Origin of the sequence: Dokdonella sp. (genome assembly GCF_019634815.1) — a bacterium.
Classification (GTDB): domain Bacteria; phylum Pseudomonadota; class Gammaproteobacteria; order Xanthomonadales; family Rhodanobacteraceae; genus Dokdonella_A.
The window spans coordinates 36,554-51,265 of record NZ_JAHCAP010000001.1 but is presented as its reverse complement, the minus strand read 5'-3'; the positions used below and the strand labels follow the sequence as shown (position 1 = coordinate 51,265).

General features: G+C 66.6%; 12 protein-coding genes. 1 reads left to right on the top strand and 11 read right to left on the bottom strand.

The window, feature by feature from the left end; all coding sequences use genetic code 11:
- Positions 1-167: 167 nt before the first annotated feature.
- The 11 genes from ung to KF759_RS00160 all read right to left on the bottom strand — a co-directional run bounded on the left by ung (position 168) and on the right by KF759_RS00160 (position 12,498).
- Entirely contained in the window at positions 168-878 is a 711-nt protein-coding gene (gene ung, locus KF759_RS00210; RefSeq protein WP_291222124.1) for a uracil-DNA glycosylase, read from the bottom strand.
- Positions 875-1,720 (bottom strand): response regulator, encoded by an 846-nt coding sequence (locus KF759_RS00205; RefSeq protein WP_291222123.1) that lies wholly within the window; start codon positions 1,718-1,720, stop codon positions 875-877. Before KF759_RS00205 ends, ung begins: the two co-directional genes overlap by 4 nt.
- Positions 1,720-2,721, bottom strand: coding sequence for a permease-like cell division protein FtsX (gene ftsX, locus KF759_RS00200; protein ID WP_291222121.1), 1,002 nt, complete (start codon positions 2,719-2,721; stop codon positions 1,720-1,722). The genes KF759_RS00205 and ftsX overlap by 1 nt, the downstream gene beginning before the upstream one ends.
- Complete coding sequence (gene ftsE / locus KF759_RS00195) at positions 2,718-3,395, bottom strand: cell division ATP-binding protein FtsE (RefSeq protein WP_291222120.1); 678 nt, start codon at positions 3,393-3,395, stop codon at positions 2,718-2,720. The genes ftsX and ftsE overlap by 4 nt, the downstream gene beginning before the upstream one ends.
- Positions 3,396-3,600: 205 nt before the next feature.
- Positions 3,601-4,809 (bottom strand): type II secretion system inner membrane protein GspF, encoded by a 1,209-nt coding sequence (gene gspF / locus KF759_RS00190; protein WP_291222119.1) that lies wholly within the window; start codon positions 4,807-4,809, stop codon positions 3,601-3,603.
- A gap of 80 nt (positions 4,810-4,889) precedes the next feature.
- Positions 4,890-6,374 carry a type II secretion system ATPase GspE gene (gspE, locus tag KF759_RS00185; RefSeq protein ID WP_291222117.1) on the bottom strand — a complete coding sequence of 495 codons (1,485 nt, stop codon included), beginning with the start codon at positions 6,372-6,374 and terminating at the stop codon, positions 4,890-4,892.
- 37 nt (positions 6,375-6,411) lie between these two features.
- Positions 6,412-8,484, bottom strand: a complete 2,073-nt coding sequence (gspD, locus tag KF759_RS00180) for a type II secretion system secretin GspD (protein WP_291222115.1) — start codon at positions 8,482-8,484, stop codon at positions 6,412-6,414.
- Positions 8,485-8,515: 31 nt separating this feature from the next.
- Positions 8,516-9,421: a type II secretion system protein N gene (locus tag KF759_RS00175; protein ID WP_291222114.1), complete on the bottom strand. Its 906-nt coding sequence runs from the start codon at positions 9,419-9,421 to the stop codon at positions 8,516-8,518.
- Between the two features lie 196 nt (positions 9,422-9,617).
- Positions 9,618-10,616 carry a tRNA dihydrouridine synthase DusB gene (dusB, locus tag KF759_RS00170; RefSeq protein ID WP_291222112.1) on the bottom strand — a complete coding sequence of 333 codons (999 nt, stop codon included), beginning with the start codon at positions 10,614-10,616 and terminating at the stop codon, positions 9,618-9,620.
- A gap of 140 nt (positions 10,617-10,756) precedes the next feature.
- On the bottom strand, positions 10,757-10,945 hold the full coding sequence (locus KF759_RS00165) for a hypothetical protein (RefSeq protein ID WP_291222111.1): 189 nt from the start codon (positions 10,943-10,945) through the stop codon (positions 10,757-10,759).
- A 161-nt stretch (positions 10,946-11,106) separates the two neighbouring features.
- Complete coding sequence (locus tag KF759_RS00160) at positions 11,107-12,498, bottom strand: hypothetical protein (protein ID WP_291222109.1); 1,392 nt, start codon at positions 12,496-12,498, stop codon at positions 11,107-11,109.
- A 152-nt stretch (positions 12,499-12,650) separates the two neighbouring features.
- Here KF759_RS00160 and acs point away from each other — a divergent pair, with 152 nt between their 5' ends.
- The gene (gene acs / locus KF759_RS00155; protein WP_291222107.1) at positions 12,651-14,591 is read left to right on the top strand and encodes an acetate--CoA ligase; all 1,941 of its coding nucleotides are present in this window, start codon (positions 12,651-12,653) and stop codon (positions 14,589-14,591) included.
- Positions 14,592-14,712 lie beyond the last annotated feature (121 nt).

Here is a 14,712-nt window from a genome sequence, read left to right as displayed (position 1 = left end):
AAGTTCGCTGTGCGATGCCGTCCTGCGCAGCTTGAATGGCGGTTAGTGTACTGCCAAGTATGGCAAATCACCAGAGCCGCATGGCTCGTGACCAACCGCCACGAAGGCCGCAAGTCATTGATCAGAAAGAAATCTACCCGGGTGTTCGGCTGGGGAAAACAGTGCGTTCAGGGCAGCGCCAGCTCGGCGCGGGGTGGAAGACGCCAGTCGATCGCAGTCTGGCCGCGGTCGCGCAGGTACGCGTTGGTGCGCGAGAAGTGGCCGCAGCCGAGGAAACCGCGGTGCGCCGACAGCGGCGAGGGGTGCGGGGCCTTGAGTACCAGATGCCGCTGGCGGTCGATCAGCTTGCCCTTGGCTTGGGCGTAGCTGCCCCAGAGCAGGAACACCAGATGCTCGCGTTCGCGGTTGAGCGCCTCGATGCAGGCATCGGTGAAGGTTTCCCAGCCCTTGCCCTGGTGAGACCCGGCCTGACCCCGTTCGACGGTGAGCACCGCATTGAGCAAGAGCACGCCCTGGCGCGCCCACGGCAGCAGGCAGCCGTGATCGGGCCGCGCGATGCCGAGGTCGCGCTCGATCTCCTTGAAGATGTTTTCGAGCGATGGCGGCGTCGCCACGCCCGGCAGCACCGAAAAACACAGGCCGTGGGCCTGTCCCGGGCCGTGATAGGGATCCTGACCGAGGATCACCACCTTGACCGCATCGAAGGGCGTGCTGTCGAGCGCGGCAAAGATGCGCGCGCCGGGCGGATAGACCACCTTGCCGGCGGCCTTGGCCGCGCGCAGGAACTCGCGCAGTGCCCGCATGTGCGGCTGCTCGAACTGGGTGCCGATGCGGGACAGCCAGGACGCGTCGAGCCTGACGCGTTCGGACCCGCTCATGCCTGCGTGCCGACGCGGAATCTTTGCGCGACGCGCAGCTGGAATTGCAGCTTGGTGATCAGCAGGCGTTCCTCGATCGGCTTGTGCACGAGATCGTTGGCGCCGGCGCTGAGCAGGGCGGATTGGTTATCGGGGTTGTCGTCGCCGGTCATCACCAGCACCGGCAGCGCGCTCTTGGCATAGCCGAACTGGCTGCGGATGCGATCGAGCAGGTCGCCACCGCCGAGGTCGCCCTTGAGGCTGACATCGGTGAGCACGAGGTCGTAGCCGGGCGCGCGGTTTTCATTGCGCGCGCCTTCCAGCAGCTCCAGCGCCGCTTCGACGCTGACCACGTGGGCGACCGTGAAGCCGCATTTTTCCATCATGCGTCGCGTGGCCAGCGCGACCACGCGGCTGTCCTCGACATACAGCACGCTGCCGTCGACCTGTTCCACCGGACGGACATAACCGCGGATGAAGGTCGCCAGTGCCTCGATGCCCAGGCTTTTGTCGAAATAGTCGGTCACCGCGCTGTCGAGCGAACGCGCGACCAGGCGCTCCTGCACGTCGCCCGATACCACCACGATCGGAATGTAGGCCTGCGAATTGGAATCGCGGATCGAGCGTGCGAGCTGCATGCCATCCATGTCGGACAGGCGCAGCGCGGTGGTGACCAGATCGAACACGTCGTTGCGCAGATAGGACAGCGCCTGCTGGCCGCTGTCGCAACCCACCACGGTCGCATGTGGCAATTCGTTCTTGAGCACGCGCTCGATCAGGCGCCGCGCGACGCGCGAACTGTCGACCACGAGCACGCGCGGCTCGTCACTGGAAATGTGGCGGGTGAGCGAGACTTCGGCCATCAGCGTGGCCTGCCGGCAATCAGGTGGCGCATGGTCACCAAGTAGGCGCCGAACCAGCCGATCGCGGTGCCGGCGGCCAGAACCGCCAAAGCCACCCGCAGATTGATGCCGTGGATCGCGAACGCGCGCGCCTGCGCCTGGGCCAGCGCGTCGATCGGCGCCGCCAGCGCAAGTTCGACCGCACCCACCAGCGCCAACGCCACCATGCCGCCGAGCAGGCCATACCAGAAGCCCGCATACAGGAATGGCCGCCTGATGAAGCCATTGCTGGCTCCAATCGTCTGCATCACCGCAATTTCCCCTGAACGCGCCTGGATGTCCATGCGCACCGTGTTGCCGATCACGAGCAGGGTCGCCAGCGCCAACAACGCGGAAATGACGAGAACGAACCGTTGCCCGAGGTGCAGCATACCCGACAGTTTGCGCCGCCACACGGCGTCGTACTGGATCAGGTCGGTGGCGGGGTCGGATTCGAGGGTGCCGAGCAGGGCGGCGGTGGCGGCATCGAGGCTCGCCTTGGGCATCACCACCAGCACGCTTGGCAGCGGGTTCTCCCCGAGGGCGTCAAGCGCTTCGCCGAAGCCCGACATCCGGCGGAACTCGGCCAGGCCCTGTTCGGGCGTGCGCACCTCGACCCCGGCGACGTCGTCGCGCGCGCGCCAGCGCGCAGCGACCGCCGCCGCCGCCGGCCCATCGAGCGCAGGCTTGAGGAAAACGGTGATTTCGCGCGCTTCGCGCATCCCGCTCGAAAGCTCGCGGGCATTGTCGTAGACCAGCCAGAACAGCATCGGCAGTGCCAGCGCAAAGCCCAGCACGAGTACGGTGAGGCCGCTGGCCCAAGGGCGCGCGCTCATCCGCCCAAGGCTCGAGAACAGACTGTAGAAATGCTGATCGCGCCAAGCGGCGACACGCTCACCCAGCGGTGCCCGAACATGTGCAACGCGGGTTGCCGGCAGCGGCTCGGGCGCTGCGCGTGGCGTGGCCTGCACGGAGGCGTTCATGCGGCCGCCTCGGGACGGAAATCGTCGACCAGCCGACCATGATCAAGCACCAGCACACGGCGGCGCATGCGCTTGAGCAGCATGAGGTCGTGGCTGGCGATCAGCACCGTGGTGCCGACCGCGCCGAACTCGGCGAACAGGTTCATGATCTCCAGCGAAAGCTGTGGATCGAGGTTGCCGGTGGGTTCGTCGGCAAGGATCAGCGGCGGCTTGGCGACCAGTGCGCGGGCAATGCCGACACGCTGTTGTTCGCCAGTGGACAGTGCCACGGGCGCGGCCTTCTCACGCGCAAGCAGGCCGACCTTGTCGAGCGCGGCGCGCACGCGCTTGCCGATTTCGGCGCGCGCAGTGCCGGCAATCAGCAACGGCAGCGCGACGTTGTCGAACACGCTGCGGTCGGTCAGCAGGCGATGATCCTGGAACACCATGCCGATGCCGCGCCGATGCAGCGGGATCGCGCCGCTGCGCACGCGCGCGAGATCGCGGCCGTTGACGGTGATCTGGCCGCGGGTCGGGCGTTCCGCAAGGCTCACCAGCTTGAGCAGGGTGCTCTTGCCGGCGCCGGAATGACCGGTCACGAAGGCAATCTCGCCCGTGCCAACCTCGAAGCTGAGTTCGGTGAGCGCGTCGAGCCCGGTCTGGTAGCGCTTGGTGACGTTGTCGAAGCGGATCATCTGGCGTCGGGAGTCGGCAAAGCAGGTCCTTGCGGAATTGTAGGCGCGGGGCCGTTCAAAGCCAGCGATCCGTGTCGCGTACTGGGCATTGGCCCGTGCCCGGACATGCGGACCAGAAGCAATCAGCCACGCTCGACACAAAGGTTTGCATTTCTCGTGCCGCGCTGCCCGCGATACCGAACGGTCGCCCGCACCGACCGCGGCCCTACTTCACCATCTGGTTGAGATCGAAGATCGGCAACAGGATCGCCAGCACGATGAACAGCACCATTGCGCCGACCGCGAGGATCACCAGCGGCCCGAGCATCGCGGTCAGGGTGGTGAGGCTGCGATCCAGGTCGCGTTGCGCCTGGTTGGCGGCCTCCTCGAGCATGCGCGGCAACTGACCCGAGCGCTCGCCGCTGCCGATCAGACGCAGCGCCACCGGTGGAAACTGCCCGCTGTCGGAGAGTGCCCGCGCAAACGCGCTGCCCTCGCGCACCTTGACTGCGGCGCCGGACAGCGCCTGTCGCATCGAGCGGTTGGCCACCACCTGGGCGGCAATCGCGAGCGCATCGAGCAGGGGCACTGCGCTGCCGGCGAGCAAGGCGAGCGTGCGCGTGGCGCGCGCGGTATCGGCAGCGCGCGCGAGCCGACCGATCAGCGGCAGGCGCAGCACGAAGGCATGCCAGCGTGCCTGCGTGGCCGGACTGCGCAACAGCAGGCGCACAGTGACAATCGCGGCCGTGATCGCGACCAGCAGCAGCCAGCCCCAATGGCGCACGAAATCCGACAGCGCGATCAGCATGCGTGTCGGCCACGGCAGCGCCTGATGCATGTTCTCGAACACGCCCACGATCTGCGGCACCACCCAGCCGAGCAGTCCGGTGACGACTGCGATCGCGACCAGCGTCAACAACAGCGGATAGGTGAGCGCGGCAAGCACTTTCTGACGCAGGTTGTCACTCGCCTCGGCGTGGTCGGCGAGCTTGTCGAGTACATGGTCGAGTTGCGCCGACTGTTCACCGGCAGCCACGCTCGCGCAGTAGAGCTCGGGGAAGGTGTCGGGAAACTCGCGCAGCGCGCCGGCCAGACTCGCGCCCTCGCTGATGCGCGCGCGCAGTGCCATCGCCACTTCGCGTTGACGATCGCCATCACTTTGTTCGCAGATCGCGGCGAGTGCTTCGTCGATCGGCAGGCCCGCGCCGAGCAGGGTGGCGAGCTGGCGCGTGAGCAGGGCGAGTTGGGTCGCGCCCAATCCGCGTCGCGCGAACGGCTTGCGGCCGCCGGCGTCCTCGCGCACCTCGTCCACGCTCAGCGGATTGAGGCCGCGCTCGCGCAGCGTGCCGCGCACCGAGCGCGCGGTATCGCCTTGCAACACGCCGCGCTGGGTCTTGCCGCTGGCGTCGAGGGCTTGGTAGGCGAACGCGGGCATGCTCTCTCCTGTGAGCCGACGCCTATTGTTCCAGCGATGGCTGCGCTTGTCGCGTCACGCCGGGAACGGAGCGGTCGTGCTCACTCTTCGCGTGTCACACGCAGCACTTCCTCGGTCGAGGTGATGCCGGCCACGCATTTGCGCCAGCCGTCGGCGAGGATCGAGGGTGAGCGGCTGCGGGCATGGCGCTCGAGTTCAGACTCGGCGGCACCTTCGTGAATGAGCTTGCGCAGGCGATCGTCGAGGCTGACCAGTTCGTAGATGCCGGTACGGCCCTTGTAGCCATTGCCACGACCCTGCGCGGCGAGATCGGCGCGCGGTCGATACAGCGTGACCTGCGCATCGGCGGCCTGTCCGAATGCGGCGAGCTCTGCGGGCGTGGCTGCATAGGCTTCGCGTGTGGCCGGGTCGAGCACGCGCACCAAGCGTTGGGCGAGCACGCCGATCAGCGAGGATGACAGCAGGAACGGCTCCACACCCATGTCGCGCAGCCGCGTGATTGCACCGACCGCGGAGTTGGTGTGCAACGTCGACAGCACGAGGTGGCCGGTGAGCGAGGCTTGCACCGCAACCTCGGCCGTCTCCAGGTCGCGGATTTCGCCAACCATCACCACATCGGGATCCTGGCGCAGGATCGCGCGCAGGCCGCGTGCGAAGGTCATGTCCACGCGTGTGTTGACCTGGGTCTGGCCGACGCCGTCGATGTAGTACTCGATCGGATCCTCGACCGTCATGAGGTTGCGCGAGGAATCGTTGAGCTTGAGCAACGCACCGTACAGCGTGGTGGTCTTGCCCGAACCGGTCGGGCCGGTGACCAGCAGGATGCCGTGCGGGCGCGCGATCAGATCTTCGAGGTGCTGCTGGGCCGCCTCGCTCATGCCGAGTTGGGCGAGATCGAGCTTGCCGGCCTGCTTGTCGAGCAGACGCAGCACCACGCGCTCGCCGCGCCCGGCGGGAATCGTCGACACGCGTACGTCCACCGGTCGGCCGGCCACGCGCAGGCCGATGCGGCCATCCTGTGGCAGGCGCCGCTCGGCGATGTCGAGCCGCGCCATCACCTTGATGCGGCTGACCACCGCATTGGCGATCGCCTTGCGCGGGCTGAGCACTTCGCGCAGCACGCCGTCGATGCGAAAGCGCACCACCAGTCGATTCTCGTAGGGCTCGATGTGGATGTCGGAGGCGCCTTCCTTGACGGCCTCGGTGAGCAGGGCGTTGATCAGGCGGATGATCGGCGCGTCGTCATCGGACTCGAGCAGATCCTCGGGCTCGGGCAATTCGTCGGCGAGCGTGCGCAGATCGAGGCGCTCGTCGAGATCGGAGACCATCGCGCGCGCGTCATCGCCCTGTTCGTAGAGATCGCGCAGCAGGCGATCGAAGGCACTTGCTTCGAGCGCGGACAGGCGCAGCGGCAGTGCGAGATGGCGCCGCAGTTCGGCCAGCACCTCCACGCTCACGCCGGGACGACAGCTGATCAGCGCGTGACCGTCCTTGCAGCCGGTCAGCGCGACGCCGTGGCGTTTGGCGTAGCCGAAACCCGGTCGCGCGGGCGCGACCGTCGTCATGCAGAGGCTTCCGTCACGCCGATTTTGTCGATCGAGTTCATGGCTTGCGCGTGGTCGCGGGTTTGTGCGCAGCAGATGCATCGAGCGCGGGACTGGCGAGGAAGTCATGCACCTCGGGCAGCATTGGCCGCTGCTCGCGCGGCGTGATCGGCCAGTCGGATTGGCGCATCTGCAACTGCTCGGTGCGCATGTAGTTGTACTTCTCGCTCGACACCGCGGCCTCGGTCGCCGCATCGCGCAGGATCTTCGGGTGCAGGAACACCATGAGATCGGTCTTGCTGCGGTCGTTGCTGCGATAGCGGAACAGGTTGCCGAGCAGCGGAATGTCGCCCAGCGCGGGCACCTTCTGCACGTTGTCCTTTTGTTGCGTATCGATGAGACCGCCGAGCACGAGCAGGGCGCCATCCTGCACCAGCACGCTGGTGGTGAGTTCGCGCTTGTTGGTGACCAGGTCGACCGCGCCTGCGACCGGCGGCAGCAGACTCGAGACTTCCTGATGGATGTCCAGTCGCACCGAGTCGCCGACATTGATCATCGGCTTGACCTTGAGCACGAGGCCAACATCCTTGCGCTCGATGGTCTGGAATGGATTGGTGATGCCGGTCGTGGTGGTGGCGCCGCCGTTGGTGGTGGTCGTGGCGCCGAGCGCGCCAGTGGTGTACTGGCCGGTGAGGAAGGGCACTTCCTTGGCGACCTTGATCTCGGCTTCCTGATTGTCGAGCGTGAGCACCGAGGGCGTGGACAGGATGTTGGACTTGCCGTCGCCTCGCAAGGCGGTCAGCAGCGCGCCGATCTGGAACAGCTCGTGACCACCGATCGAGACCGTGCCGTCGATGTAGCCGAGGTTGAAGCCGTTGCCGACGCCGAGTGGATTCTGCGCGGCGTTGAAAATGTTGTTGCCGCGCGAGGGGCCGGTGAAGTTGGTGCCGCCGATCACGTGCTGGCCCTGCTTGCCCAATGGCATTTGCCATTGCACGCCGAGTTCGCTCGCGGTCTGGTCGGCGACTTCGGCGATTACCGCTTCGATCAACACCTGGTTGCGGCGGATGTCGAGCTCGCGCACGACATTGGCGAGCGAGCGGAACACCGCGGGCGGCGCGCTGACCACCAGGGAATTGGTTTCCTCGTGCGCCTGGATCGTCGCGGTCGAGGCGCTGGCACCGCCGCCGCCTTCGCCACCCTTGCCGGCATTGGGCGGCGCCATGCCCGAGAGCGTGGTGGCAACGCCCTGCAGGATCGGCACCAGATCCTTGGCGCGCGCATAGTGCAGGTAAATCACCTGGGTATCGCCTCCGCCGTTGACCGGCGTGTCCAGATGCGCAATCAGCGCGCGCATCTTGAGGCGCCCGTTCTTGGCACCGGCGAGCAGGATCGAATTGGTGCGGGTATCGGCGAACACGCGCACCGCCTCGCCATTCGCTTGCGCGGCCTTGTCGTCGGACAGAGCGGTGAGCGTGCGCGCAAGTTCGGCGGCATTGGCATGGGTGAGCGGAATCATCTCCACTTGTGCATCGGAGACGGTGTCGATGCGGCTGACGATGGTCTTGAGCCGCTCGACATTGCCGGCGCGGTCGGAAATCACCAGCGAATTGGAACTGGCGTGGGCGATGAGCTGACCGCTTTGTGCCATCAGCGGGCGCAGGATCGGCACCAGTTCGGCCGCGGAGACGTGCTTGACCGGCACGATCTCGGTGACCAGTTCGTCGGCAGCATGCTGCTGGTTGCCGTTGACCGCGCTGGCGGCATCGGTCTGCGCGATCGCATCGGGCACGATCTTGACCATGCTGCCCGAAGGGACCGCGGCGTAGCCATGCACGCGCAGCACCGACAGGAACACGTCATAGATCTCGTCGGGCTTCATCGGCCGCGCCGACACCACGGTGACCTTGCCCTGCACATTCGGACCGACGATGAAGTTCTTGCCGGTGATCTCGCTGACCGTGGCGATCAGCGCCTGGATGTCGGCATCCTTGAGATTGAGCGTATGCCGGCCATCGGCGGTGGCGGCATGGGCCGGTGCGGCCGGCGAATTGGTTTGCGCCTGCACGGCCGCTGCGAACAGCGCGCCGCACAGCGCAAGCGGGAACAGGCGAAGCAAAATCGCATTCATGCGCGGGAGCACCATCGTTTGGATAAGGGTTTCATCGCAATGCAACCGTGAGATCGACGGTCTTGCCATTGCGCAGCACGGTGACGCGGGCGCTGCTGGCCGAGCCCAGCCGCGTCACGATCTGCTGGCCGCGTTCGATCGAATCGATGCGCTGGCCATCGACCGCGATCACTGTATCGCCTGGCTGCAGACCGGCCTGGGCGAGCAGCGTCGCCTCCTCGCCGCTGGCCGAAACGCGCACGCCCGCAAGCTTGCCGTTGTCGAGCACGGGCATGATCTGCACGTGCTGGGCAAGTTCGGCCGGATTGGCGCGCAATCGCGCGCTCGTGCGCTGCGTCTCGCTGGAAACCGGGGCGGCGGGCACGGCCACATTGCCTGCACCGGTGCGCGTCGCCGAGCTGACGGTGGCGCTGCCCTTGGCGATGCCCGGCGTCGGCCGCACCACGTTGGTCGGATCGAGGTTGGTGTCGCGCACCAGACGCAGGGTTTCCTGCACGCCGCCGCGCGAGAGCACGATGTGGTCGGCATGGACTTCAACAAGGCGCACGCCGGGCAGGACATCCTCGCCGGCGCGGAAGCTGCGCTCGCCGTTGCCGGCACCGTCGAGCACGGCGACGCCCGCCTTGGGATCGCGATCGGCCAGGGTGCCGCGCAGGATCAGTCCGGTTGTTGATGCGGGCGCGCCCGGACCGTTGCTGCCTGCGCGCGGCGGCGTGATGCCGAACAGGTGGAAGCGCACGACCGAAACCGGGCTTGCCGGCGCGCGCACGTTGATCGTGCGGGTGCCGCTGGCTGGCACCACGGCGCTGCTCGACCACAGGCTCAGCGCCAATCGCGCGAGCAGCCACAACGCCGCCGCTGCGAGCAGGGCGCAGCAAGCGAGCGCCGCAAGCGAGGACACGCGGGCGCGATCGGCGAGGAAACCAGAATCAGGCATGGACACGACGAGCGGGGCGACCGTGCAAGGGTAACAAACGCCGCCGCGCGCTGCTGCGGTGGATATCCAGTGCGGCTCGTGCCTGTCACTGCCCGCTCGCAATCGAGGCCAAGGGCTGACCCCTGGTGTTGCATCTTCGAATCAGTCGCCACTGCAGGGTTGCCGCGGCTGCCGACAAAGGTGGCGCCGGATTGGCTCAAGCCGCCGCGGCGAATTCGTGGGCGAGTCCCGCGGCAAGCGCATCGAAATAGTCGCGCGTCAGGCTCAGCTGCTCGGCCGCGCTGTCGGCGCGGTTGGCGACGCTGCGGAACGCCGCGTTCTCCGGGCGATCCTTCGCGTACCAGCCCAGGTGCTTGCGCGCGATGCGCACGCCATGCTGCTCGCCGTAGAAGGCGTAGAGCGCGTCGAGGTGGCCGAGCAGGATGTCGCGCACCTGCTCGGGCGTGGGGGGTGGCAACAATTCGCCGTTGGCGAAGAAATGGGCGATCTCGCCGAAGATCCACGGTCGGCCCTGCGCGGCGCGCCCGATCATGATCGCGTCGGCGCCGGTGGCCGCGAGCACCGCGCGCGCCTTGTGCGGTGAATCGATGTCGCCATTGGCGATCAGCGGAATCGTGATCGCCTGCCGGATGGCGGCAATGGTTTCGTACTCGGCCTGCCCGTTGTAGAGATCGGCGCGCGTGCGGCCATGCACCGCGAGCGCGGCAATGCCGCAGTCCTGGGCGATACGCGCGATCGTCACGCCGTTGCGGTTGTCGTGGTTCCAGCCGGTGCGGATCTTGAGCGTGACCGGCACCTCGACCGCGCGCACCACTGCGTCGAGGATGCGTGCGACCAGCGCCTCGTCCTGGAGCAGGGCCGAGCCGGCCCAGACATTGCACACCTTCTTCGCCGGACAGCCCATGTTGATGTCGATGATCTGCGCGCCATGCTCGACGTTGGCACGCGCAGCCTGCGCGAGCAGGGCCGGATCATGGCCGGCGATCTGCACACTCACCGGATCGGGTTCGCCGATGTGATCCATGCGCTGGCGCGACTTGCGCGTGGCCCACAGACGCGGATCGGCGGTGGTCATCTCCGACACGGCCAAGCCCGCGCCGAGCTGCTTGCACAGCAGGCGGAACGGCTTGTCGGTGACGCCAGCCATCGGTGCGAGGATGATGGCCGGCGCGATGGCATGGGGACCGATGCGCATGGGCGGCATTGTAGTGGAGCGATGCGACGCTGTTTTCGCAACCACACAAGCGATTGCAGTGGATGCCGGCAAGCAGAGAGCCGTCCGCAGGGAGAAGGCTCCCGGGCGCTGCAAGGCCCGGCGATCCGCAACCGCCGATGTCACTTGGAAAGGTCGACGTCCTTGGTTTCGGGCGGGAACAGGAGGCCGATCAACGCCGTCATCAGGGCGACGATGATCGTGTACCACGGGCCGTAGTGGAGATCGCCCTTGAACACGAACAGGGCAAACGGGATCGCGGGCACGGAGCCGCCGAAGCGGTCGCTGCCGGTGTGATACGGCAGGCGCATCGAGCAGTGGCGCGTCCGGGTCGGGAACCGTTCGACCGATCACGCCGCGGACGGGCCGTTGATCATCATCACGTGGATCACGAAGATCGTGAGCCGGCGCAGCAGCATCGGATGATTGACCTCCGCGGCCGCCGGATCCGGTCCGGCAGCCGCGGGCCGGGTCAGAACGTGTACTGGGCGCTCGCGCTGAGCTGGTTGCCGCTGGTCTTGCGCAGCGCCCCGGCATTGAGCGAGTCGAGCTGGTCATGCATCCATTCGATGCCGAGCTGATAGGGGCCACTCGCGTAGATGAGGCTGAGCGCGGCCTGCCGGCTCTTGAGCAGGCCACTGGCGCCATTGCCCTGCCAGGCGACCACGTCCGCGCGATCGGATTTGCTCGTTGCGTAGAACGCATTGATGTTCCAGTGCGGGTCGAACTTGTAGCCGACCTGGACGAAGCCGCCGCTTTCGCCGATGTCGCCGAACTGGGCGAGGTTGCCGAAAATCTGACCCTGGCCGTTGCCGGTGTAGAGCAGGCCCTTGAGTACCCAGGCGCCCGGCGTCCACTGACCGCCGACCTGCATGCCGGAGCTGTCGACGCTGGACTTGACCGGCGTCGCCGCCGTGCCGTCCACGCCGCGCAGGTCGATCTTGCTGTAGCGGCCGGCCACGAAGGCGACCCAGTTGGAGCCCGCGGCGCGCACGCGCGCCTCGATCTGCGGCTGGAAGTCGACATTGCCGCCGGTGAGATAATTGGTCGTCGCGCCCGGGCCGTTCCACGAGCCTTCGAAGGCGCCGACGTCGAATCGCCACTTGGCGCTGCCTGAGCCCAGATCCACGTCCTGCATCCACACCACGCCGGGGAAGCGCCAACCGACGAAGCCATTGCCGAAGCCGAGCGGGAAGGACACATGGGTGGGCGAGGTGGGCAAGACGTCGACCGGGAACATCAGATCCCACTGCTGGCCGATGCGGATGCGGCTGCCCATCCCGGGATTGGCGATGTCGAGCCAGGCCTGGCGCAGGCGCGGCACCGGTTGCTGGTGGCTGTAGGGGCCGCTGCCGTTGAAGCCGCCGAAGAAATCCATTTCGATGCGACCGCCGCCGTCCCAGGATTCGTTGAGCTGGGCGCCGGTGAAATCGAGCCAGAAGCGCGTGTTGCGTATGTCGAAGCCGCTGAGCGTGCCGCTCGCGCCCGGAACCGGGTACTGCGCGCTCTGGCCATTGCCGAAACTGAAGCTGCGATTCTGGCTGAATGCGCTGGCGTTGATCAGGCCGTGCAGCGCCACCGATACGCCCTTGGCGGTGGTGAATACCGCCGATTTCGGCTCTTCCCGTGGGGCCGGCGGCGCTGCTGGCGGCGCGGCCGCCTGCTGCGCGACCTGCTCGACCGCGTGTCGCTGCGCGCGGATTTCCTGTTTGATCGCAGCCAATTCGGCTTCCAGCTGCTGGATGCGCGCTTCCAGTGACTGCTGGGACGGATCCTTGGCTTGCGCGTTCAGGGGCAGGACGAGCAAGGCGGCGATCGCGGCCGCCAGTGCACGATGCGCGTGGGGGCGTGCTGGGCTGTTCATGGGTTCTCCAGGATGGCGTCGCGAGGACTTCGCGGCTGTTGCCAGCCTGCCATTCGTCATTGGTCGAAGCCTTGACCCAAGTCGGATGCATTGCCGTCGTTGCGTGGCACACTTGGGCAACGGGCCCGTCTGGTCTCTTGCAGGAGTCAGCCATGTCGAACATCCACCCCGTCGCACCCGGGTTTGCCGCCAAGGCACGCATCGACCGCGCCACCTACGAGCGCGACTACGCCGAGTCGATCCGCGATCCGGAAGGCTTCTGGGGCCGCATCGGCAAACGCCTCGATTGGATTCGGCCCTACACCCAAGTCAAGGACACTTCGTTCGACGCCAGCCACCTGCATATCCGCTGGTATGCCGATGGCCAGCTCAACCTCGCCGCCAACTGTCTCGATCGTCACCTCGCCACGCGCGGCGACAAGACCGCGATCATCTGGGAAGGCGACGATCCAGGCGCATCCCGCCACATCAGCTATCGCGAGCTGCACGCGCTGGTGTGCCAGGCCGCGAACATGCTCACCAACCTGGGCGTGAAGAAGGGCGATCGGGTCGCGATCTATTTGCCGATGATTCCCGAGGTGGCGGTGGCGATGCTCGCCTGTGCGCGCATCGGCGCGATCCACACGGTCGTGTTCGGTGGTTTCTCGCCTGATTCGCTGGCCAGCCGCATTGCCGATGCGCAGTGCAAGGTGCTGATCACCGTCGACGAGAGCCTGCGCGGCGGCAAGAAAGTGCCACTCAAGATCAATGTCGACGAGGCGCTGCAACGGCCCGACACCAACAGTGTCGAGACCGTCGTGGTGGTACGCCATACCGGCGGCGCGGTGACGATGCAGGCGCCGCGTGACCGCTGGTGGCACGTATTGATGGAAGGTCAGTCCACTGCCCACGAGCCTGTGGTGGTGGATGCCGAGCATCCCCTGTTCATCCTCTACACATCGGGCAGCACCGGCAAACCCAAGGGCGTGCTGCATACCACCGGCGGTTACCTCGTCTTCATTGCCTACACGCACGAAGCCGTATTCGACCTGCGTGAGGATGATGTCTACTGGTGCACCGCCGATGTCGGCTGGGTCACCGGACACAGCTATGTGCTCTACGGGCCGCTTGCCAATGGCGCGACCACGCTGATGTTCGAAGGCGTGCCCAACTACCCCGACAGCTCACGCTTCTGGCAGGTGGTGGACAAGCACAAGGTGACCATCCTCTACACCGCGCCGACTGCGATCCGCGCCTTGATGCGTGATGGCGATGGTCCGGTGAAATCCACCTCGCGCGCCTCGCTGCGCCTGCTCGGCTCGGTCGGTGAGCCGATCAACCCGGAAGCCTGGGAGTGGTATTGGCGAGTGGTTGGCGATGGGCGCTGCCCGGTGGTCGACACCTGGTGGCAGACCGAAACCGGCGGCATCCTGATTTCGCCCCTGCCCGGCGCGATCGCGCAGAAGCCGGGATCGGCGACGTTGCCGTTCTTCGGCGTGCTGCCGGTGATCGTCGATGCCAACGGCGAGATCAAGGAAGGCGCGACCGAGGGCAATCTCGTGATCACCGATTCCTGGCCGGGGCAGATGCGTACCGTCTACGGCGACCACCAGCGTTTCATCGATACCTACTTCAAGACCTATCCGGGCATGTACTTCACCGGCGATGGCGCGCGTCGCGACGAGGATGGCTACTACTGGATCACCGGTCGCGTCGACGATGTCATCAATGTGTCCGGGCATCGCCTGGGCACCGCCGAGGTGGAAAGTGCGCTGGTGGCCCACCCCAAGGTTGCCGAGGCGGCGGTGGTCGGCTATCCGCACGACATCAAGGGTCAGGGCATCTACGCCTACGTCACGCTCAGGGCCGACCAGCATCCAAGCGAGGAACTGCGCAAGGAACTGGTGGCCTGGGTTCGCAAGGAAATCGGCCCGATCGCCACGCCCGACCAGTTGCAGTGGGCGCCTGGCCTGCCCAAGACGCGCTCGGGCAAGATCATGCGCCGGATCCTGCGCAAGATTGCCGAGAACCAGCCCGAGGCGCTGGGCGACATCTCGACGCTCGCCGATCCCTCGGTGGTCAGGAATCTGGTCGACGAGCGGTTGGTGAAATGACTGCTCATGGCTCCTTCCTGCCGATGGCTGAGAAGTCCGATCCTGGTGGCGCCGCGTGGAATTGACTGGAAGGGCAGCAAGGTCAAGGTGAACCTTGAGATGTGGCGCTGGTCGCACCGTG

Excerpts from the sequence above, each read along its gene's own strand:
- KF759_RS00165 (WP_291222111.1), bottom strand. The coding sequence starts at position 10,945 with ATGCGCCTGCCGTATCACACCGGCAGCGACCGCTTCGGCGGCTCCGTG.
- ftsE (WP_291222120.1), bottom strand. The coding sequence starts at position 3,395 with ATGATCCGCTTCGACAACGTCACCAAGCGCTACCAGACCGGGCTCGAC.
- KF759_RS00160 (WP_291222109.1), bottom strand. The coding sequence starts at position 12,498 with ATGAACAGCCCAGCACGCCCCCACGCGCATCGTGCACTGGCGGCCGCG.
- ftsX (WP_291222121.1), bottom strand. The coding sequence starts at position 2,721 with ATGAACGCCTCCGTGCAGGCCACGCCACGCGCAGCGCCCGAGCCGCTG.
- acs (WP_291222107.1), top strand. The coding sequence starts at position 12,651 with ATGTCGAACATCCACCCCGTCGCACCCGGGTTTGCCGCCAAGGCACGC.
- KF759_RS00175 (WP_291222114.1), bottom strand. The coding sequence starts at position 9,421 with ATGCCTGATTCTGGTTTCCTCGCCGATCGCGCCCGCGTGTCCTCGCTT.
- gspD (WP_291222115.1), bottom strand. The coding sequence starts at position 8,484 with ATGAATGCGATTTTGCTTCGCCTGTTCCCGCTTGCGCTGTGCGGCGCG.
- dusB (WP_291222112.1), bottom strand. The coding sequence starts at position 10,616 with ATGCGCATCGGTCCCCATGCCATCGCGCCGGCCATCATCCTCGCACCG.
- KF759_RS00205 (WP_291222123.1), bottom strand. The coding sequence starts at position 1,720 with ATGGCCGAAGTCTCGCTCACCCGCCACATTTCCAGTGACGAGCCGCGC.
- gspE (WP_291222117.1), bottom strand. The coding sequence starts at position 6,374 with ATGACGACGGTCGCGCCCGCGCGACCGGGTTTCGGCTACGCCAAACGC.
- gspF (WP_291222119.1), bottom strand. The coding sequence starts at position 4,809 with ATGCCCGCGTTCGCCTACCAAGCCCTCGACGCCAGCGGCAAGACCCAG.
- ung (WP_291222124.1), bottom strand. The coding sequence starts at position 878 with ATGAGCGGGTCCGAACGCGTCAGGCTCGACGCGTCCTGGCTGTCCCGC.